The 21,569-nt window shown below is 37.8% G+C and carries 22 protein-coding genes; 6 read left to right on the plus strand and 16 right to left on the minus strand.

Annotation, left to right across the window (positions count from 1 at the left end; translation table 11 throughout):
• Window positions 1–19 precede the first annotated feature (19 nt).
• The 9 genes from J576_RS05355 to J576_RS05395 all read right to left on the minus strand — a co-directional run bounded on the left by J576_RS05355 (window position 20) and on the right by J576_RS05395 (window position 6,296).
• On the minus strand, window positions 20–478 hold the full coding sequence (locus J576_RS05355; protein ID WP_025468008.1) for a hypothetical protein: 459 nt from the start codon (window positions 476–478) through the stop codon (window positions 20–22).
• A 57-nt stretch (window positions 479–535) separates the two neighbouring features.
• A complete protein-coding gene (locus J576_RS05360; protein WP_002054370.1) occupies window positions 536–1,105 on the minus strand; it encodes a HupE/UreJ family protein in 570 nt (189 codons plus the stop codon).
• A 9-nt stretch (window positions 1,106–1,114) separates the two neighbouring features.
• Entirely contained in the window at window positions 1,115–1,729 is a 615-nt protein-coding gene (gene ureG / locus J576_RS05365) for an urease accessory protein UreG (protein ID WP_000140200.1), read from the minus strand.
• 26 nt (window positions 1,730–1,755) lie between these two features.
• Window positions 1,756–2,421, minus strand: a complete 666-nt coding sequence (locus tag J576_RS05370) for an urease accessory protein UreF (RefSeq protein WP_002054330.1) — start codon at window positions 2,419–2,421, stop codon at window positions 1,756–1,758.
• A complete protein-coding gene (gene ureE / locus J576_RS05375; RefSeq protein ID WP_002054404.1) occupies window positions 2,408–2,890 on the minus strand; it encodes an urease accessory protein UreE in 483 nt (160 codons plus the stop codon). Before ureE ends, J576_RS05370 begins: the two co-directional genes overlap by 14 nt.
• A 69-nt stretch (window positions 2,891–2,959) precedes the next feature.
• The gene (ureC, locus tag J576_RS05380; RefSeq protein ID WP_002054453.1) at window positions 2,960–4,660 is read right to left on the minus strand and encodes an urease subunit alpha; all 1,701 of its coding nucleotides are present in this window, start codon (window positions 4,658–4,660) and stop codon (window positions 2,960–2,962) included.
• A gap of 37 nt (window positions 4,661–4,697) precedes the next feature.
• Window positions 4,698–5,006 carry an urease subunit beta gene (locus J576_RS05385; RefSeq protein WP_002054400.1) on the minus strand — a complete coding sequence of 103 codons (309 nt, stop codon included), beginning with the start codon at window positions 5,004–5,006 and terminating at the stop codon, window positions 4,698–4,700.
• 11 nt (window positions 5,007–5,017) lie between these two features.
• On the minus strand, window positions 5,018–5,320 hold the full coding sequence (ureA, locus tag J576_RS05390; RefSeq protein ID WP_002054385.1) for an urease subunit gamma: 303 nt from the start codon (window positions 5,318–5,320) through the stop codon (window positions 5,018–5,020).
• Window positions 5,321–5,420: 100 nt separating this feature from the next.
• Window positions 5,421–6,296, minus strand: coding sequence for an urease accessory protein UreD (locus J576_RS05395; protein ID WP_002054360.1), 876 nt, complete (start codon window positions 6,294–6,296; stop codon window positions 5,421–5,423).
• Between the two features lie 194 nt (window positions 6,297–6,490).
• Between J576_RS05395 and J576_RS05400 the strand changes: the two genes are divergently transcribed.
• Both J576_RS05400 and J576_RS05405 read left to right on the plus strand, forming a co-directional pair.
• Window positions 6,491–6,814, plus strand: coding sequence for a hypothetical protein (locus J576_RS05400; RefSeq protein ID WP_004710055.1), 324 nt, complete (start codon window positions 6,491–6,493; stop codon window positions 6,812–6,814).
• A 203-nt stretch (window positions 6,815–7,017) separates the two neighbouring features.
• Window positions 7,018–7,497 (plus strand): copper resistance protein NlpE, encoded by a 480-nt coding sequence (locus tag J576_RS05405; RefSeq protein WP_002054321.1) that lies wholly within the window; start codon window positions 7,018–7,020, stop codon window positions 7,495–7,497.
• Between the two features lie 62 nt (window positions 7,498–7,559).
• On the opposite strand, the gene J576_RS05410 is transcribed toward J576_RS05405, so the two are convergent.
• On the minus strand, window positions 7,560–9,164 hold the full coding sequence (locus tag J576_RS05410) for an isocitrate lyase (protein WP_002054455.1): 1,605 nt from the start codon (window positions 9,162–9,164) through the stop codon (window positions 7,560–7,562).
• Between the two features lie 588 nt (window positions 9,165–9,752).
• Between J576_RS05410 and J576_RS05415 the strand changes: the two genes are divergently transcribed.
• The 3 genes from J576_RS05415 to J576_RS05425 all read left to right on the plus strand — a co-directional run bounded on the left by J576_RS05415 (window position 9,753) and on the right by J576_RS05425 (window position 14,079).
• On the plus strand, window positions 9,753–10,742 hold the full coding sequence (locus J576_RS05415; RefSeq protein ID WP_001047619.1) for a LysR family transcriptional regulator: 990 nt from the start codon (window positions 9,753–9,755) through the stop codon (window positions 10,740–10,742).
• A 122-nt stretch (window positions 10,743–10,864) separates the two neighbouring features.
• The gene (paeA, locus tag J576_RS05420; protein WP_002054376.1) at window positions 10,865–12,190 is read left to right on the plus strand and encodes a polyamine export protein PaeA; all 1,326 of its coding nucleotides are present in this window, start codon (window positions 10,865–10,867) and stop codon (window positions 12,188–12,190) included.
• Between the two features lie 551 nt (window positions 12,191–12,741).
• The gene (locus tag J576_RS05425; RefSeq protein ID WP_002054475.1) at window positions 12,742–14,079 is read left to right on the plus strand and encodes a CitMHS family transporter; all 1,338 of its coding nucleotides are present in this window, start codon (window positions 12,742–12,744) and stop codon (window positions 14,077–14,079) included.
• A gap of 46 nt (window positions 14,080–14,125) precedes the next feature.
• On the opposite strand, the gene J576_RS05430 is transcribed toward J576_RS05425, so the two are convergent.
• Window positions 14,126–14,638, minus strand: coding sequence for a hypothetical protein (locus J576_RS05430; RefSeq protein ID WP_002054476.1), 513 nt, complete (start codon window positions 14,636–14,638; stop codon window positions 14,126–14,128).
• A 220-nt stretch (window positions 14,639–14,858) separates the two neighbouring features.
• Here J576_RS05430 and J576_RS05435 point away from each other — a divergent pair, with 220 nt between their 5' ends.
• Entirely contained in the window at window positions 14,859–15,407 is a 549-nt protein-coding gene (locus J576_RS05435) for a DUF2239 family protein (RefSeq protein WP_002054470.1), read from the plus strand.
• Between the two features lie 53 nt (window positions 15,408–15,460).
• Here the strand turns inward: J576_RS05435 and cysN are convergent, their stop codons facing one another.
• From cysN to lysS, 5 genes are all read right to left on the minus strand, one after another.
• Window positions 15,461–17,074, minus strand: a complete 1,614-nt coding sequence (cysN, locus tag J576_RS05440; protein WP_002054420.1) for a sulfate adenylyltransferase subunit CysN — start codon at window positions 17,072–17,074, stop codon at window positions 15,461–15,463.
• Window positions 17,075–17,104: 30 nt separating this feature from the next.
• Window positions 17,105–18,013 carry a sulfate adenylyltransferase subunit CysD gene (gene cysD, locus J576_RS05445; RefSeq protein WP_000140408.1) on the minus strand — a complete coding sequence of 303 codons (909 nt, stop codon included), beginning with the start codon at window positions 18,011–18,013 and terminating at the stop codon, window positions 17,105–17,107.
• Window positions 18,006–18,137, minus strand: a complete 132-nt coding sequence (locus J576_RS19570) for a hypothetical protein (protein ID WP_002054314.1) — start codon at window positions 18,135–18,137, stop codon at window positions 18,006–18,008. Before J576_RS19570 ends, cysD begins: the two co-directional genes overlap by 8 nt.
• A 255-nt stretch (window positions 18,138–18,392) precedes the next feature.
• Window positions 18,393–19,835 (minus strand): capsule assembly Wzi family protein, encoded by a 1,443-nt coding sequence (locus J576_RS05450; protein ID WP_002054417.1) that lies wholly within the window; start codon window positions 19,833–19,835, stop codon window positions 18,393–18,395.
• A gap of 186 nt (window positions 19,836–20,021) precedes the next feature.
• Complete coding sequence (lysS, locus tag J576_RS05455; protein ID WP_002054306.1) at window positions 20,022–21,551, minus strand: lysine--tRNA ligase; 1,530 nt, start codon at window positions 21,549–21,551, stop codon at window positions 20,022–20,024.
• Window positions 21,552–21,569 lie beyond the last annotated feature (18 nt).

Below are 21,569 nucleotides of genomic sequence, written 5' to 3' on the forward strand. Positions count from 1 at the left end.
ATTATTTTAATTTTGCATTTCAGAATAAATAGATCGTAAAAAATCGTATGAGTTGACCTCGGTCGTAAGGAAAACTCGAAATATATTCATAACCAATTTTTAGTCTTGGATTAACACTATAGTTAACTCCATACCCAACTGAAATGGATAAATCTTGAATATTAATATGATTCGTTAAACCAGCGATGCTTTTGCTGTGAAGTTGCCCCGTATCATAGGCTGTATAATTATAAATCATCCAACTTTCATTTGAATAAAATTCGTTTTTAAGCACATTATAGTTATTAATTTCATCATCATGCTCAATTGCCAACCGCCTTTGTTCCAAGTTTAAATCTGATTGATCTAACAACTGATCTGTATCTAATAAAGCAGAATCATCGCTTCCTGGTTGAAAAAAATCATAAGCCTGAACATATCCACTATAAAGCATAGTGATCACTGTAAAAACAGTATAAAAAATTTTCTCTACACACATTTTATTTTGCAAATTCGAAAAGGTAGCTTAAAGCTACCTTTTTTTGCAAGGTTTTAATTAACTTAAACCAATGACTGCCACAATTGCTGCGCAGGTACCCATAATTTTTTTGCCATAAGGTACATATCGTGTAAATATTGCGCCTAATGCAAGTCCAGCACAATAAATAAGTGCCATACCGGTAACCATACCAGTTACTAATGCAACAATATGCCCTGCATGTGCTAACTCAACTCCATGAGCTACTCCATGGAAACTTGCGAGTAAAGCAGCAGCCATAGGCCATATCCGATTTGATTTTGTCCATAATGCAATCGCTGTAACAATCAAAGAAGCAATAATCCCATATTCAGCGATACTCTCTGGTATTAGACCTTGGGCACCTACTAAAAAGCCTACAATCAAAGCAATACTTAGAGTAATGACACCGGCAATTTTCCATTGTTTAGCTGCTGACCATAACAAGATACCAAAACCTAAAGCCATCACTAAATGATCGAGACCAGTAAAAGGGTGAATAAAACCTGCTACAAATCCAGAATGCGCATGATCATGACCCGGGTGTGCCATAGCTAACACAGGTAACATGCTAAGGAGCCCGACACTACATTTTTTAATGAAATTCATAGTTACTCCTTAAGCTTTAAACAGCCCTTGCTTCTCAATAAATTGAATAATTTCTTCAAGCCCATCTTGTGTTTTCATGTTTGAAAATAAAAATGGTTTTTCACCGCGCATGCGTTTGGCATCTTGGTCCATCACATCAAGATTTGCACCAACCATAGGTGCAAGGTCAGTTTTATTAATAATCAGTAAATCTGACTTGGTAATACCTGGTCCACCTTTACGTGGAATTTTTTCACCACCTGCCACGTCAATAACATACAAGGTTAAATCAGAAAGTTCTGGGCTAAATGTTGCGGCCAAATTATCGCCACCGCTTTCAATAATAATGAGTTCTAAGCCATCAAATTTCTCACACAAATCATCAATCGCGGCCAAGTTAATTGAGGCATCTTCACGAATTGCTGTATGAGGGCAACCACCTGTTTCCACACCCACAATACGATCTGGTGACATCGCTTCATTACGGGTTAAAAAGTTTGAGTCTTCTTTGGTATAAATATCATTTGTCACTACAGCCATATTGTATTTATCACGTAAGGCACGGCATAAGTTAAGCGTAAGTGCTGTTTTACCTGAACCGACTGGTCCGCCAATTCCAACTCGTAATGGACTACGTTCTGTCATGATTTTTATCCTTTTATTTCCTAATTTTAAGATCTGAATAACCGTGAATATTGTGTTTCGTGTTTCATACTCAGCATGGCATAGCGAGGTAAAGCACTACTCAGTTGCTCATCTTTAAGTTTTAAAGCCTTCTCTACAGCGTGTGGTACTCGCCCATGCAAATGCCACAAAATTCTTTGTCCTGCCATTTGTCCCAATGGGACTGTTTTTACGGCCGCTAAAACCTGATTTTCTAAAACAGTAAAGGTATACGCCGTGAGTACATCAATATCTTTAAGCTCTAAACGCCCACAAAGCTGTGCATAGACAGGTACAAAACCAAACTGCTTTTTAACCTCAACTGGCTTTTTCAAAACATCTTTAATCCATGCATTTAAAGAAAATGCGAGTTGCTGAGATTCAGCAAGTAGCTCTTTACTTTCTCGGCTTGCCTTATACAAATGTGCCCAAGTCAAGAACTCGTCTGAGTCATCATAATGTTGCATAAGACGCTTAAGTACAGGTAACTCAAAGCGTACCAGCAACATTTCAAGCACTTCTTCGAAGTAATCAATGGCAGAGCTTTCATCGCGTATTAAGCCAATATCAATGGCTGTTTCTACACCTTGTGAATAACAATACGCTCCAACTGGCAATGCCGTCGAAGACAGTGTCAGCAGTTGAAGTAATTGCGCTGCGTTATGAATGGACATGGTGCAAAGCTTTGATTGGGCTTAAGCGATGGTCATGACTATGCTGTGCATAGGCACCGCTTTCAGGTTCAAACGGATGATCAGTTTCTGTTACTGTAAGCCCCAAACCTTCTACCATTTCAGCAAGTACATGATCAGGCTCAAAATATAAAGCTGTTGGTGTCAGCATTAATGGCACATGTCGGTTACCTAAATGATAGGCCGCTTTAAGCAAATCAAATTCAGTCTGAGCAGTAACTCGCATTAACCGTTCAGGTTTTGCATCAACTCGCAATACATCGCCCTCTTGCGTTGCAATATATGAACCACTACGCAAAATGCCAGTACGAGGCAAATCCGCACCGATATCTACGCCACTCGCTAAAGCCGCTCGAAAACGTGATTTCTGACGGGTATCAAACGTTAGCTCAACCGTTTCAAATGTCTGATCAGGAGAAATATCTTCAAGACGTTGGGTGTAAATTTTCATTTAGCTTTTCTCTCCTTACTTATTTCTTTCACATATAAGGTAGTGAGGCAAATCACCTCTATAAATTCATTAAAACAAGAAATAACGCTGTGCCATTGGTAACACGTCAGCAGGTTCACACGTTAGTAATTCACCATCTGCTCGTACCTCGTAAGTTTCGGGATGCACATGCATAACTGGACAATATGTATTGTGTTTCATATCGGCTTTGGTAATTGAACGCGTATTTTTACATGAGCTAATTAACTTTTTCAGATTTAGTTTCTCAGCAACTTTTTCATCAATTGCTGCTTGAGATAAAAAGGTAATACAAGTGTTATGCACACCACGCGGATAAGCCCCAAACATTGGACGGTAATGCACAGGTTGAGGGGTTGGAATGGAAGCATTAATGTCACCCATCGGTGCAGCTGCAATCATGCCACCTTTAATAATCATGGAAGGTTTCACGCCAAAAAACGCAGGCTTCCATAACACTAAATCAGCAAGTTTTCCGACTTCAACCGAACCGATTTCATGGCTTAAACCATGGGTAATTGCTGGGTTAATTGTATATTTGGCAATGTAGCGTTTAACTCGATTATTATCATGAAGCTCATTGTCACCCTCTAATGGGCCACGTTGTACTTTCATTTTGTGGGCAGTTTGCCAAGTACGTAAAATGACTTCACCCACGCGCCCCATCGCCTGCGAGTCTGATGACATCATGGCAATTGCACCTAAGTCTTGTAAAATATCTTCGGCAGCAATAGTTTCACGGCGAATACGACTTTCTGCAAAAGCAATATCTTCGGCAATTGCTGGATCTAAATGATGGCATACCATGAGCATATCTAAATGCTCGTCAATGGTATTAATGGTATAAGGTCGTGTTGGGTTGGTCGAAGATGGCAAGACATTACTTTGCCCAATTGCTTTTAAAATGTCGGGAGCATGCCCGCCGCCCGCACCTTCGGTATGGTACGTATGAATGGTACGATCTTTAAAAGCCGCTAGTGTTTCTTCTAAAAAACCACCTTCATTTAAAGTGTCCGTGTGAATTGCGACCTGAACATCATACTCGTCTGCCACACTCAAGCAGTTATCAATTGCTGCTGGTGTTGAGCCCCAATCTTCATGCAGTTTTAACCCAATTACGCCAGCCTTAATTTGCTCACGAATAGGGTCAGGTAAACTCAAATTCCCTTTGCCTAATAGACCAATATTTATAGGCAAATCATCAATCGCCTGCAACATGGTCGCAATATGCCAAGGACCTGGAGTCACTGTGGTTGCCGAAGTTCCGGCTGCTGGTCCTGTACCCCCACCTACCATTGTTGTTGTCCCAGACATCAGAGCGGTTTCAACTTGCTGCGGGCAAATCCAGTGAATATGAGTATCAATACCACCAGCTGTTAAAATTTGCCCTTCACCCGCAATCACTTCTGTCGCCGCACCTAAAGGGATGGTAATGTCGGGTTGAATATCAGGATTACCGGCTTTTCCTATTTTCCAGATTCGTCCATTTTTTAAACCTACATCGGCTTTAACAATTCCCCACCAATCCACAATTAAAGCATTGGTTATGACTGTATCGGCAACTTCATCAGCTAAAAGTTGCGATTGCCCCATCCCGTCACGAATGACTTTACCACCGCCAAATTTAACTTCTTCACCATATGTCGTTAAATCTTGTTCAACTTCAATAAAAAGCTCTGTATCAGCTAGTCGAATACGATCTCCAACCGTTGGACCAAACATCTCAGCATATGCACGACGTGACATTTTCATAATTTTTTACTCATATCTTTCATTATGGTTGTTATGTTTAATCCAACTTACCCATGACTCGGCCTGCAAAACCATATACTTCTCGCTTACCAGCTAAAGCAACAAGTTCCACTTCTCGGCTTTGCCCCGGTTCAAAACGTATTGCAGTACCCGCTGCAATATTTAAGCGAAAACCCTTTGCTATCTCACGATCAAACTGTAAGGCATCGTTTGCTTCATAAAAATGAAAATGTGAACCCACCTGAATAGGCCTATCGCCAAGATTAGCCACTACAACTTTTAAAGTTTCTCGTCCGACATTCAGTTCAATATCAGTGTCTGGAGTAATAACCTCACCGGGGATCATAAGCGTTCCTTTTATACTATTGGCTGATGAACAGTGACTAATTTCGAACCGTCAGGAAAAGTTGCTTCGACCTGAACCTCAGCAATCATTTCCGCTACGCCATCCATAACATCTTCACGCTTTAACAAAGTCGTTCCAAAGTGCATAAGTTCACTCACCGTCATGCCATCTCGAGCACCTTCAAGTAAGGCTGCCGAAATAAACGCAACAGCTTCCGGATAATTCAGCTTTAAACCTCTTGCTTTACGACGCTCAGCCACCAAACCTGCGGTAAAAATGAGTAACTTATCTTTTTCTGTTGGATTGAGTTCCATATCTCTTTCCTAATAGCATCTAGTTTTCTTTAAGCAAAATGCGTGCTCAAAAACAGCATACTTGTTTTAATCGTTTTTAAAATACGCAATTTAACGTAAATTAAGTTTTCCAAATTCTTGGGAATTCCTCATCTAAATCAAACCAATACCGTCTTAATCTTGCTCTTATAGCCGCGAAAGCATCATGGCAATGTCGCACATCATTTCCTAAAAACCGAGCACACAGCACATCTTCTAGTAACGTCAAAGTCACAGGCACATCCATACGCATAATGAGTTCACGAATGAGTTCAATATGTTGCTCTAAATAAAATGAAGAACGGAATTTTGCTGGCGGTACAGCCCAAAAACTTGCCATTACAGCCAGATTATTCATTCCTAAACATGAGCTTAACCAGCGATCTCCCCCCTCAAAATATAAAGTATCGGCAACTAATAATTTATTCTCACGCCATAACTTAAATTGATTGTGATAACTTCCCTGAACAAAATTCTCAGCTCGAGCCTGTCGGCCCAAAACCAGCATATCCCATCCAATAAAACTTGCTGTTTGTTCAAGGTGAATATGTGTTTCCGAATGTGCTACAGCACCATCAAATAACATCGTTTCTTGTGGCATCCACTCTAAAATAGAGTCATTTTTTACAGTCAGATAAATATGCTGAAAAGCCTGTTTACCATTCGTTCTATACCATTTCCCAGCTCCAGGTGTGGTAATAACTGCATGTGCCTGCTCTGCTGTTTCAATTTGGAAAGTAAGATGATCTCCTCCTGCAATTCCTGCTGGTGGATGAACAATAATAGCGTGGCAAACTCCAGTTTTTTCGGGCCAGAGCATTTTTTGCACCCGAACAGGGCCATGATGTTTTCTATGACTCATTATGGTGCGAGAATTTTTAGAACTAAAACCAAGCTCTAATTGTGCATACCAAAATGGTGCTAAAGAAGTCTGAGAAAATTGCTGAATCCGATTCATTTTGGCTCATTTTTAATAATGGCTTTTTTAGTAAGCAAAATATGCACCAAATACAAAAAGAGGTCATTACAAACTTAGAAACAATTTTTTTATTTTAATGAGTTAAAAAATAGTCAATGTCTAACATAAAACCACAGTAAAGCATGGAATTATTTATACAATAGCGCCCATCCTCGCTCTTATAAATTTTTTCCATGAAAATCTTTTTCGTGTTAGTACCTTTTGTATTTTTAACTGGGTGTATTTTTGGCCAATCTAGTGAGCTCAAACGTGCAGAAAAACTATTAAATAATTTTCAATGTAAAAATGTTGAAACCAGTGAAATGCCTACAAGCTCTATCAATTCTTATTACCAACAAACTTTGGCGGTAAGTAAAGATAAAGCGACCTCTTATGTAGAAAGTTACAAAGAGGGTGAAGAATTATTCGCTATGCCTTTAGATGAAGTGGTAAAGAAGCAATATGAACTTTATAAAGCAGCATGCGACTCTCTAGGTGGAGTTTCTGCACAGCCATAATTAAAAACAGGTATCCATTAAATCGCCCGAATGGATACCTCTACCCCACCAACTTAATTTTAAAAATTACTATTAAAAGGTTCCTAATAAGCATTCACTTTACCTTTTGATAAAATTAAGCAACATACTAACGCTTTTATTTTATTTTCTTTTTTTCTAGGCTTTAAATACTTTTTATTTTTTATTTTGAGGTTTTGGTCATTATGAAAAAATCATTATTAGCAATTGCACTTATGAGTACTCTCCTTGTCGCATGTAATAAACACGAAAATAAAACAGAGACAACTTCTGATGCATCTACCCCTGTACAAACTACTGAAGCAAGTAATGCTGTTGCCGTAGATACTGAACATACAGCAGAGAACTCTCTCGACTGGAATGGTAAATACAAAGGAACACTTCCTTGCGCAGACTGTGAAGGCATCAAAACTGAATTAAAATTAAAAGATGATAAAACTTATGAGTTGACTGAAACTTATTTAGGTAAAGGTGATACAAACCCATTTGAAACACACGGTAAGTTTGCTTTCGATAAAGACAACACTTCTATTATTACCTTAGATGATAAAGCTCAAAACCGTAAATTCTTTATTGGTGAGAATACTGCTACTGCATTAGACATGGAAGGTAAAAAAGTTGAAGGTTCTTTGGCTGAACATTATGTGTTGAAAAAAGAAGACTAATAAATTTTTTCAATATAAATAAAAAACCGCTCATTTGAGCGGTTTTTTTATGAAGTCAATTCTTAGTGAGCTGAGAATTGGTTCATTGTGTTTTTAGAGTCATCACCAGCTTTAAGTGCGTTTTCACCAGCGAAGATTTCTTTGTGATCATCACCGATGTCTGAACCAGCCATTGCTTGGTGTTTCACACATGCGATGCCGCCACGGATTTCTTTACGTTGTACGCCAGCAACATAAGCTAACATACCTTGGTCACCGAAGTAACCTTGTGCTAATTCGTGAGTAGAAAGAGCAGCAGTGTGGTATGTAGGAAGTGTGATCAAGTGATGGAACACACCAGCTTCACGCGCAGCGTCTGCTTGGAAAGTACGGATTTTTTCATCAGCATCAGCAGCTAATTCAGTGTTGTCGTACTCAGCGCTCATTAATTTAGCACGGTCGTAAGCAGACACATCTTTACCTTCAGCAACCCAACGGTCATACGCTTGTTGACGGAAGTTTAAAGTCCAGTTGAATGATGGGCTGTTGTTGTAAACAAGCTTCGCATTTGGAACTACTTCTTTAACACGGTTAACCATGTGTGCAATTTCTTTTACGTTTGGAGTCGGAGTTTCGATCCAAAGTAAGTCAGCACCATTTTGAAGGCTAGTGATACAGTCAAGTACAACACGGTCAATCTGAGTGCCTTCACGGAATTGATATAAACCAGAAGCTAAACGAGTTGGGCGGTGTAACTTGCCGTCACGTTTAATTAAGATTTCATCATCAGTTGCTTCAGAGATATCAATTTCTTGAGTGTCTAAGTAGCTAATATATTTAGATGCGATGTCACCTGGTTCTTTAACTACTGGAATGCTTTGAGTAAGGTCAGCACCTTCAGAGTCAGTACGAGCAACGATAACGCCTTCTTCTACGCCTAATTCTAAGAATGCATAACGAAGAGCATGGATCTTAGCGATGAAGTCAGCATGTGGAACAGTTACTTTACCAGCTTGGTGACCACATTGTTTTGCATCAGATACTTGGTTTTCGATTTGAAGCGCACAAGCACCAGCTTCAATCATTTTCTTAGCAAGTAAGTAAGTTGCTTCTTCGTTACCGAAACCAGCATCGATGTCTGCAATAATTGGCACAACGTGAGTTTCGAAGTTGTCGATTTGAGCTGTGATTTCAGCTACTTTCGCAGAGTCACCCGCTTCTTTTGCTTTGTTTAAAGCACGGAACAAGTCATTTAATTCTTTTGCATCAGCTTGACGTAAGAAAGTGTAGATTTCTTCGATCAAAGCAGGTACTGAAGTTTTTTCGTGCATAGATTGGTCAGGAAGTGGACCGAATTCTGAACGAAGTGCAGCAACCATCCAACCAGAAAGGTAGATATAACGTTTGCTAGTAGTACCGAAGTATTTTTTGTTAGCAATCATTTTTTGTTGAGCGATGAAACCATGCCAGCAACCTAATGATTGAGTATATTTGCTTGAATCAGCATCGTATTCAGCCATATCACGACGCATAATCGCAGCTGTATACTTAGCAATATCTAAACCTGTTTTGAAACGGTTTTGAAGTTGCATACGAGCAGCATCTTCTGGACTAATGTCTGCCCAAGTGTTGCCGAATTTTGATTTTAATTCACGTACTGCATCAATCGCTGTTTGATATGTAGTCATGATATTGTCCTGTATTCATTTTAGGATTTCATCGATCAAAGCCTAGAGTCATGTTACTTAAATTTCTTATGACACCAGCTGCTTCTTCATGTACACAGCTTAGACTTAGCCAATCAATTAATCCAATATCCTTCGTTAATCTTCAGTATTTATTTAAAAAATATACCAATAAATCGATATTATAAGTAAAACTAAAAAACATAACACTTTGTTTATAAAAACAAAATAATCCTAAAGGAGTATAGTATTTTGATCAAAAAACTCTCCAAATTTTATTTTTATACAATTTTTGAGATTTTTCCATTCATTTTTAGTGTTAAAAGTCAATTGTAAATTAGGCGACTTTTGCCAATGAAAAAAGTCAATCAACATGCTAGAACAATACTAAATATTAATTAAAAATATTTCTTCCCTAACCACAAATATAAAAACAGATCAAAGATAACAAAATAGAGGATTTGAGGCGCTTTTCAAGCATACTTAATTTCAACAAAAAATGTCGTTTTTCTCATCATTTTTTCACACAATGTTCTTTAAATATGGCATAATTTGAAACAATTTTAGGGTTTTATTTTCGGTATTTTTTTTATGAATCTGGAGCGGGTAGATCTTAATCTATTAATATATCTTGATGTTCTTCTTCGTGAAAAAAACGTTACGCGCGCAGCCGAACAGCTTGGTGTTACTCAGCCTGCCATGAGTAATATTTTACGCCGTTTGCGTAATTTATTTAATGACCCTCTCCTGATCCGTTCATCTGAAGGGATGACACCGACAGAACGTGCACTTGAATTACAACCACGTATTCGTGATGCCCTTTCTGATCTTTCCATGATTTTGGAACCGCGTACCGAATTCCGCCCTTATACCAGTAATCGCGTTTTCCGTATTATGACTTCTGACTATGCAGAAGCAACCCTAGTCCCACGTCTTGTTAAAGCCCTACGCTCTGAAGCACCAAACGTTGTACTCGATTTTCTCACTCCAAGTGATGTGTCATATAGAGACATGGAACAAGGTAAAGTTGATTTAGCTATTAACCGCTTCAATGAAATACCACAAAGTTTCCACCAAGTTTTAGTTTGGCGTGATAGCTTTAGCTGTATTTTAAATGACAAACACCCTGCTGTTACTCATTTAAATTTAAAAAGCTATTTAGATGCTCAACATATTTGGGTATCTAAAACTGGTATGGGTGTTGGTTTTGGGGTAAACCCAGACAAACAAGGTGGCCTAGGCTGGATTGATCAAGCATTAGAACGTATTGGTCAACGTCGTAAAATTTCTGTATTTACGCGTCACTATCAAATGCCAGCATTACTTGCTCAAAATGTTGATTTGATTGCAACGCTTCCAACTCGAATGGCTCGTTTGCAAGCACAAAATCCAAAATTAGTCATTAAGGATCCACCGTTTTATATTCCTGAGTTCGAACTCAAGATGGCATGGTGTCCATTATTACATCATCATCCAGCTCATCGCTGGTTACGCCAACTTATCTTATTCGTTGCTCGCCAAATGATCGAAGAGGAAAATCGTGAATTCCTAACCAATAATTCACAATTTTCCCACTATTAAATAAATTTTAATTTAATTGTCTCTTTCAAACATTATCTTAAGCGATGAGCAATCAATCTGATTACCTCAGCGCTTTTTTGTGTTAAAACATAGTCATAATAATGATGATCCTCGGGTGATTTGTGAGTCTCTTTCAAAATATCATTATCATCGTACTGCTCATCATCGCAGCAGGCTTTTTATCTTTAACTGAAATTGCTCTAGCTGGTGCCAGAAAAGTAAAGTTAAAAATTTTGGCCGAAGCTGGCGAAGAACGTGCTCAACAGGTACTTGATTTACAAGAACAATCTGCAGACTTTTTTGCAGCATCCCAAATTGGCCTAAATGCTGTCGCAATCTTAGGCGGTATCTTGGGTGAAGCTGCATTTCGTCCTTTCTTTGTCAACTTAGTTGACCGCTTTTACCAAGGTCCGTGGACGCAAACAATTGGTTTCGCCCTATCTTTCACCTTGGTAACTTCTTTATTTATTTTATTTGCCGATCTCATGCCAAAACGATTGGCAATGATTGCACCTGAAAAAATCGCAATTAGTGTGATTAATCCTATTCAGATTTTTATTAAAATCTGTAAGCCCTTAGCATGGGGTATCAACGCAATCGCAAACTTGTTATTTCGCTTATTTAAAGTAAATACAACACGTGAAGATAATATAACTTTTGATGATATTTCAGCAGTTATGGATGCTGGTGCCCAAGCAGGCGTACTGCAAAAACAAGAACATCATTTTATTGAAAATGTATTTGAGCTTGAAGAACGCACAGTGCCGTCAAGTATGACAACGCGTGAAAATGTTGTGTATTTTACTTTAAATGAACATGAAGACAGCATTCGACAAAAACTAGCGGAATATCCTTATTCTAAATTTTTGGTTTGTAATGAAAATATTGATCAGGTTATTGGTTATGTAGATGCCAAAGATTTTTTAGTTCGTATTTTAAATAATCAATCGCCTACACAGTTAAATGAATCTACTATACGTAATGTTCTCATTATTCCTGACACTTTAACACTTTCTGAATTACTTGATCGCTTCCGCTCAACAAAAGAAAAATTTGCCGTTGTAATTAACGAATACGCGCTTGTGGTCGGTGTTATTACCTTAAGCGATATTATGATTACCGTTATGGGCGATTGGGTTACCCCAATTGAAGAAGAGCAGCAAATTATTAAACGTGATAATAATTCTTGGTTAATTGATGGAAGTACACCAATTGATGACCTAAGACATGCTCTAGAAATTGATGAAATGCCTGATGAAGAAAATTATGAAACATTAGCCGGATTTATGATGTACCGTTTACGCAAAATTCCTCGCCCCGCAGATTTTGTTGAATTCGGTGGTTATAAATTCGAAGTTGTCGATGTGGACCATTTTAAAATTGATCAGTTACTGGTAACACGTGTATTAGAAAAATCTGACCTCCCCTCAACACCAGATGAAAATTGATTTATTTTGGTGCAAAATATCCTGCTAATTAAAGCGGGATATTTTTTTAATAAAATAATTTTTAAACTCATACTTATTTTAAGATATTATCATTTTAAAAGTTTAATTTATTATCTTAATCATATTTTTAAATATATAAATTAACTCTTTAATTAAAATAAAAATTTTTAATTAAATAGAAATAAAAATTTGCACATAAAGCATTTACAGCTTCTTCTTACTTATGTAACGTAGCTATAGTAAGCAATGTAAATGGGTATACTTCTCATTTCAGCATTCAAAAACAAATATAATTGTTAAAAATATATGATAATTCCAAATATGATAAAGGTTTTATATGCTCTAATAATAACTAATATATATTATAAATAGACTATACCAATAATATATATATTCAGTATTTTCCTAGAATATACCTTTCCAAGTGAATATATATTAACCAAATAAACTAAATATATTATTTGTCTTTTTAATAAAAATTCATAAGAATAATCAAAGTCAGAGTTTTGAATAAACTTGTTCAGTAAAACTAAAGGCAAAGGATTGATTGTATGCTGACATTACTTGGTGTTGGCATGATTTTATGCTTCATGTATTTAATCATGTCCAAACGTTTAAGCCCTATTATTGCTTTAATTCTTATCCCATTTATTTTTTCTCTTATCGCCTGGGGCCTTGGTCATTATTTTGAAAGCTTAAGTCATATTGAGCTTAAGGGTCTCAGCGAAATGATGCTAGAAGGCATCAAAAAACTTGCGCCTACTGGCGTAATGCTCTTATTCGCGATTTTATATTTTGCCTTAATGATCGACGCAGGTCTTTTCGATCCTCCGGTTAAATGGATTTTGAAAAAAGTTAAAGGTGACCCTCTAAAAATTACATTAGGGACCGTTTTTTTAACTACATTAGTTTCTCTTGATGGTGATGGCTCGACTACATATATGATTTGTGTCGCAGCAATGCTTCCTCTCTATCAACGCCTAGGTATGAATACACTTATCATGACAGCACTTATGTTGTTATGTAGTGGTGTCATGAATTTAACACCATGGGGAGGCCCTACTGCTCGTGCAGCGAGTGCGCTTCAAGTCGACCCAAGCCATATTTTTGTACCAATGATCATTCCAATGGTGATTAGTATTGGCTGGTTATTCTTCTTGGCATATTTATATGGTCGTTATGAGCAAAAACGTCTAGGCGTAATTGAGCTTGAAAGTCACCATGGTGACAACATTACCGTTTCAAAAGATCCGGAAGCGACTCGTCCACATTTACGTAAAGTAAATATGGTACTCACCATTATTCTTATGATTGCGTTGATCAAAGGTATTTTACCAATGTCAGTGCTATTCATGCTGGCGTTCTGTATTGCGATGCTTATTAACTATCCAGATGTTGATATGCAGAAGAAACGTATCGCTATGCATGCAGATAGTATCTTGGCTGTTGTCGGATTAATTTTTGCGGCAGGTATTTTTACAGGTATTTTATCTGGCACAGGCATGGTTGAAGCGATGTCTAAAGAATTTGTCGCAATGATTCCTGCAAGTATGGGACCTTATCTGGCTCCAATTACAGCGTTGGTAAGCATGCCTTTGACGTTCTTTATGTCAAACGATGCATTCTTCTATGGTGTATTGCCTATTCTTGCCGAAGCTGCTTCACATTATGGCATTAGTCCAGAAGCGATTGCTCGTGCTTCAATTGTAGGTCAACCTGTACACTTATTATCACCTCTTGTTCCATCAACTTACTTATTATGTGGTCTTGCTAAAGTCGATTTTGCAGATCATCAAAAGTTTACTTTTAAATGGGCATTTATTACTTGTATGGTTTTAATGGGTACAGCTTTAGTGATTGGTGTTTTCCCACTTTTTAGTGCAATCTAAGCATATTCTGCTATAAAAAAATAAAAGCCCCAATTGGGGCTTTTTTTTATTTATTCACATACTCAATCATGGCATCTAAGAACGCATGAAAGTGCAAGGTAATATCTTCTTCTAAAATTTTATAGGCATTATCAAATTGCACCATTGGCCAACCTTCTTTCCAAAATGGGAAGATATCATGTAAGTCATGGGTAACTATGCCATCTTCACGAACAATTGCTTGTGAAATTTGTGCCAAAACTTGCGCTGTTTCTGCCCCATCAATAGCTAAATAATCAATACCACGTGCTTTTAAAATACGAATTCGATCTTTTTTATAGCGAATTTTTTTAGCTTGAGCTGCATTTAAACCTAGTGCAAGAGTAACTGCCTCTACAAATTTCTCTTCAAAATTTGTATTTAGTGCTACCAAAGCCTGTTTATGCGCTTCCTGACGTCCTGCTTTCCCCCCGCTACGGATGATCTCATGTGCTTCCGTATCTAGCTTATCTTTTTTCATCGACTGTAAAATGTCTAAAATTTCGATATCGCTTAAAGATTCAGGAGATTGCTCAAACATAGGAGTCCTTATACATACAACTAAAGACACATTCTCTCATAAAAGCAATATTAAAGCAGAACAAAATTTTAAAAGCCTATTACCTTGATATTTTTATAGTCCTAATCTCAGAGACTACATTCATAAAACCTGATAATTCTTTGGTTATGAATTTTACTATTTGCCAAATTAGTTTTACCCTGATAATATTATTTTACCCTGATAAAAATATGCGGCTAAAATGAATACTAAAATCACCTATACTGCTTTCACTGGAAGCACGCTTATTGCGAGTGACTCCCTTATTGAACTTGCAAAGAAACTCAAAGAACTTCCGAAAACAACGGAAAATATTCTGATTTTTAATGATCAAACAGGTCAACAAATTGATCTTGATCTTTCTGGTTCGGAACAAGAATTTCAACAACGTTATGCTGAGCCGGAAGAAATTAAAAAAGTTGGACGACCTAAACTTGGCGTAATTTCGCGTGAAATCACTTTACAGAAAAAACATTGGGATTGGTTAGATCAACAAAGTGCAAGTGCATCAGCAGTGATTCGCAAGTTAATTGATAAAGAGTTAAATAACCCAAATTCTGAAGGCAATATTATGCTCGCCAAACAAGCCATCGATCGTTTTATGTCTGCTATGTTAGGTAATATGCCAAATTATGAGGAAGCAACACGTGCCTTATATCAAGGTGATCGAAATACATTTTTAAAGATGATTCAGAACTATCCTAAAGATTTAAGAGAATATTTAACTTTAAAAGCTCAAAATATTTTCTAAACTCAATAAAAAAACCCGCTTACGCGGGTTTTTTAGAACTCATTTTCAATCTATTAAAGACGAACCAATTCCACGATTTTTTCTACTGCTTCTTCCACAGTTTCAGCAGTTATCTCTGTATCTATACCTTCCACAGAAGTTGTGATAATTACAACGCCCGTCTCACGTAATAGAACCAATTGCTCAGCTGTTAAGCTTGCTTTTGCAATAGCAACTACACCTTGCTGAATCAGCAAACTTTCTAAAGCTTGAGCTTTTTCAATTAATTGTGCAGAAACACCAATAGCGGCAGGTTTTTGCCCTAAACGAGCAGCACGGTCTTCGGCAGTAACAGCATTGCTATGAGCAGTCCATTCTACAGCCGCCTCTACCATGCCCGCACCAACGGTCACGTTACTTAAACGGTCAATAAATATAAATGAACCTGTGTAACGCGAATCTTGATAACGGTCAAACACGACTGGAGCATCGAACTCAACCACAACATCCGCAATTGCATTTAACTCAAGCTCTTCGACCTGAGTATGCTCAAGTGTATTCACATTTACACGGTAGTGAATGTTCGTCACTTTTGCTGGAACGGTTTGTGTACCAATCTTAATATTGTACAACTTACCTTTTACAAGTGGATGCTCATTCATCCATACCACAGAAGCACGAACGCTACGTGAAATTAATGGTTGCTCACCTGCACGTACCAGCACGTTTCCGCGACTAATATCAATTTCATCATTTAACGTTAATGTAACTGCTTGGCCTGCAACTGCTTGCTCAAGGTTACCATCAAAAGTAACAATTTCTTTAACTGTAGAACGCTTACCAGAAGGTAACGCTACAATTTCATCACCAACTTTAATTTCACCTAATGCAACTGTACCCGCAAAGCCACGGAAATCGAGGTTTGGACGGTTCACATATTGAACAGGGAAACGGAATTCATGTTTATTCGACTCACGGCTAATTTCCACAGACTCAAGAATACTCATCAAAGTCTGACCTTTATACCAAGGAGTATGAGCCGATGGATTTACAACGTTATCGCCATTTAAAGCAGAGATTGGAACAAATAAGATATTGGCTGGGCGACGGTCACCTAACTGGCTCACGAACGCATCATATTCAATCTGAATTTCATTAAAGCGCTCAGGTGAATATTCAACCAAGTCCATTTTATTAATGGCAACTACAATATTCTTAATACCAAGCAAACTTGCAATAAATGTATGGCGACGAGTCTGAGTTTGTACACCATAACGTGCATCAATCAAAATGATTGCAAGATCAGCAGTCGATGCACCAGTTGCCATGTTACGGGTATATTGTTCATGTCCCGGTGTATCAGCAATAATAAACTTACGTTTTTCAGTCGAGAAATAGCGATAAGCTACATCAATGGTAATACCTTGCTCACGCTCGGCCTGCAAACCATCTACAAGTAATGCCAAGTCCGGTGCATCACCTGTTGTACCCACTTTCTTACTGTCACGTGTTACAGCTTGCAATTGATCTTCATAAATCAATTTTGAATCGTAAAGTAAACGGCCAATTAAAGTACTTTTACCATCATCTACGTTACCGCAAGTCAAAAAGCGTAACAGGTCTTTTTGTTCATGCTGTTTTAAATAAGCCAGAATGTCTTGGCTGATTAAGTCTGATTGATGAGACATTGCTCAAACTCCACAAATTTAGAAACTGTCTTAGAAATAGCCTTCTTGCTTTTTCTTTTCCATTGAGCCTGCTTCATCATGGTCAATCATACGACCTTGACGCTCAGAACTTGTTGCCAATAACATTTCCTGAATAATTTCTGGCAATGTATCAGCTTCAGACTCGACTGCACCTGTTAATGGATAACAGCCTAGCGTACGGAAACGTACAGACTTCATTTGCGGAACTTCACCCTCTTTTAAACGCATGCGTTCATCATCCACCATAATGAGCGTACCACTACGCTCAACCACAGGACGAACAGCAGAGAAATAAAGAGGAACAATTTGAATATTTTCTAAATAGATATATTGCCAAATATCTAACTCAGTCCAGTTTGATAATGGGAATACACGAATACTTTCGCCTTTATTCACTTTACCATTGTAAAGATTCCAAAGTTCAGGACGTTGGTTTTTAGGATCCCAACGGTGCTTACTATCACGGAATGAATACACACGCTCTTTCGCACGTGATTTTTCTTCATCACGGCGCGCACCACCAAAAGCAGCATCAAATTGATATTTGTCTAGAGCCTGTTTTAAAGCTTGGGTTTTCATAATATCTGTATATTTTGAGCTACCATGATCAAATGGATTGATACCTGCTTCACGGCCTTCTTTGTTCTGATGAACAATTAAATCAAAGCCATGCGTTTTTGCCATGTTATCGCGAAACGCGATCATGTCTTTAAACTTCCATCCAGTGTCTACATGTAATAAAGGAAAAGGAAGCTTCGCAGGATAAAATGCTTTTAATGCAAGATGGAGCATTACAGCCGAGTCTTTACCAATTGAGTAAAGCATGACTGGGTTTTCAAATTCTGCCGCAACTTCACGAATAATATGAATACTTTCAGCTTCAAGTTGCTTGAGATGTGTAAGTCTTGATTCAGTCATGAACACGTCCTTCTCTATCCATTTTGCCCATAAAATCTAGAAGTGGTATTAAACCACCACTTAGAAGACCATGTGGAGGAACGAGTGCCATAACAACTCCAATTTTTTGTGATAAATAATCCAACCACAAGCCTTTATGAGGCCTATAGCATTAGTTATGCATTATAGTGATTTAAAACTGTTTTCTTTTGCTTGTTTTTTCATATTGATATTCAAATTCATCATATAAATGTAAAATACTGATTCGCATAGATAACATGTGCATCCTAGCTCGCATCGTTAACCGAAGCAAATCACGATCTCATCTTTAGATTTCTTTAAATACAATAAAAAAGAGAAGCCATTTTAGCTTCTCTCTTTCTATAGCATTATTTAATTCTTAGAAACCAAACATTTTACGTTCTAACGGAATCTCAATACCAATAGATGCACCTGAATCATTACCCTCTAAATCAGAGTCACTAATCCAACCATTAATTTTTAATGGAAGATCTGGTTTGATGTAATGCGTCCAAGTTAAATCAAGCGCTTTAATTTTATCTTCTTTAGGGAAAGCTTTATTGATTGCTAAGTTAGATTCATTCACCTTAACAACCATTGCACGACCACTTAAGCGATTCATCGTATCAAAGCGAATATCGCCACCAACAGAATACATTTGACCATCACCACCCATTGCATGTCCTAGCGGGAAACCATGCTGATAATAACCATCTGTATAAATATAATGGTTATAAGAAATTCCTTTTACATCGCCATTAGTACGTGTATCTGCCCATTCAGCATAAAGTTGATAAGGCATATTTTTATAGCTAGAAGAATAATCAGCACCAGCTAAATACATTTTCTTCGATGGTAAGTGCCCCGCTTCATCTTCACCTACATATTGACCATAAATACCAACAGGAACATTTAAAAGTGATTGAAGATTTAAACGAGCATCAAATCCAGCAATTTGGTTAGATCTGTCTTCAGCTGCATCATAAACATTATCATTACCTTTAATTGCATTCCATAATGAGTTCCAACTTTCAGAACGCCCTTCACCACCCCATTGTAAAGTTCGTGAAGCACCTAGTTCCAAGTAAGGTAATGGACTTGCAGTAACACGCAAACCTAATAACTTAGCATGTGGAATAGCTTTATAATCATCTAACTGACCTGCAAATAGTTGATATTGCCAAGGCCCAATCCAAGATAACCATTTAGTATCAAATGCATTTTGTATAGCTCTTTGAGCTGTCACCCCATAAACAGGACGACTTGCATCACCACGGATTAAACTACCATCATGCCCAGGTCCCCACCATGTTGGAATTTGACCGGCAACAATCCATTGGTTCCAGATTTTACCAGCGACATACGAACCCTCCACATTAGCATCATGACCATTATCAATTTGCGGATCTTTTTCTGCGTTTACACGGATTTTTGCATCCCAGTTTTCACCACCTGCATTAAACTCTACAGAGCCTTGATACTGTGATTTATGATTATTCCCAAATGCTTGAGGAATATCTTTGATATCTGTTCCAGCGAAAGCACCCACTTTAACCGTATCATTATCTGCTTTTAATGCATTGAGAACTGAGTTAATAACTTTTTGTTGAGCTGGATGCGTTACTTTAGCCTGTGAGAGTGCACGTTGAATTTCATCCCCACTTAAAGGCCAAGTAGAAGTGCTGATGTTAATAACACCTTGTTGATTCAACCAATTTAAATCTGTACGTAAATCATCATTATTAAGCACCAAGCCTTGGGCAAAAACAGCTGATGAGGCAGTAGCTAATAATGCAATTGAAAGTGTTTTTCTTAAAAACATGTCAGCACAATTCTCAAAGTTATTTATGAGCAACACATTAATTTTTTTATCGCAAATTTGCAATTGTTAAACTGTGCAATTACATTTTTTAACGAGGTCTTAAGTTTTCTATAATTTAAGTATTTTTTATATATAAATAGTTAATAAAAAAGGCAGTTTACACTGCCTTTTTTATTGAAGATTAAATTAACCTTCTTTACGACGCATATGCGGGAATAAAATTACATCACGAATACTTGGCGCATCTGCAAAAAGCATAACCAAACGGTCAATACCAATACCTTCACCCGCTGTTGGAGGTAAACCATATTCAAGCGCTTCAACAAACTCTGCATCGTAATGCATTGCTTCATCATCACCTGCATCTTTTTCCGCAACCTGAGCTTGGAAACGTTCAGCCTGATCAATCGGATCATTTAACTCGCTAAAGCCATTTGCCAATTCACGTCCGCCGATGAAAAATTCAAAACGATCAGTAATGTGTGGATTGTCATCATTACGACGAGCGAGTGGAGAAGTTTCCGCTGGATATTCAGTAATAAAAGTAGGCTGACGAAGTTTAGTCTCAACTGTTTCTTCAAATACAATCGTTTGAAGTTTGCCTAAACCAAAACCAGGTTTAACTTCTTCTTTCAGCTCTTCACGCACAAATTTTGCAAGGAACTCACGATCACCTACATTTTCAGGTGTGAACTGAGGGTTATTCTCTAAAATCGCATCGAACATAGAGATTTTCTTGAATGGCCCTTTAAAGCTAAACACTTCACCTTGGTAAGGCACATCAGTCGTACCTAAAATATCAAGAGCTAGCTTTTCAAGCATGTTTTCAGTTAAAGCCATCAAGTCTTTATAATCAGCATAAGCTTGATAAAACTCGATCATTGTAAATTCAGGGTTGTGACGCGTTGACACCCCTTCATTACGGAAGTTACGGTTAATTTCAAACACGCGCTCAAAACCACCAACAACCAAACGCTTTAAGTAAAGCTCAGGTGCAATACGCAAGAATAATGGCATATCTAGAGCATTGTGATGCGTTTCAAACGGACGTGCAGACGCACCACCTGGAATCACATGCATCATTGGCGTTTCAACTTCCATGAAACGTTCATTTGTTAAAAATGCGCGAATACCTGCAACGACTTTGGCACGAATTTCAAAAGTCTTACGAGTTTCTTCATTCACGATTAAGTCGAGGTAACGTTTACGGTATTTAACTTCTGTATCGTTCAAACCATGAAATTTATCTGGTAACGGACGAAGTGATTTTGTAAGAAGTTCAAAACCTTCAAGGTGTACATACAAGTCACCTTTGCCTGAACGACCAATATATCCTTCAGCAGCAATAATGTCGCCCAGGTCTAAACCTTTAATAGTTTCAAGCGTATCTTTTGGTAAACCTTTGCGGTCAACATATAACTGAATGCGACCAGTCATATCTTGAATCACCATAAAAGAACCACGGTTTAACATGACACGGCCAGCGACTTTTACATATACATGTTCAGCGCTTTCAATTTGTTCTTTCGACTGATCTTTAAATTGTTCTTGTAGATCAGCAGCGTAATGTTCACGTTTGAATGTATTTGGCCAAGGACTCTTTCCAGTATCCTTTGCAACATCTTGGATTTGCTTTAATTTGGCATGACGCTGTGCAATTAAATCGTTTTCGGAAATAGTTGGTTCAGAAGTCGATTGAGCGTTTTGTTGCGTCATCTCTGCCTCGATTAAGTA

The organism is Acinetobacter sp. 766875, from assembly GCF_000582055.1.
Taxonomy (GTDB): Bacteria; Pseudomonadota; Gammaproteobacteria; order Pseudomonadales; family Moraxellaceae; genus Acinetobacter; species Acinetobacter nosocomialis.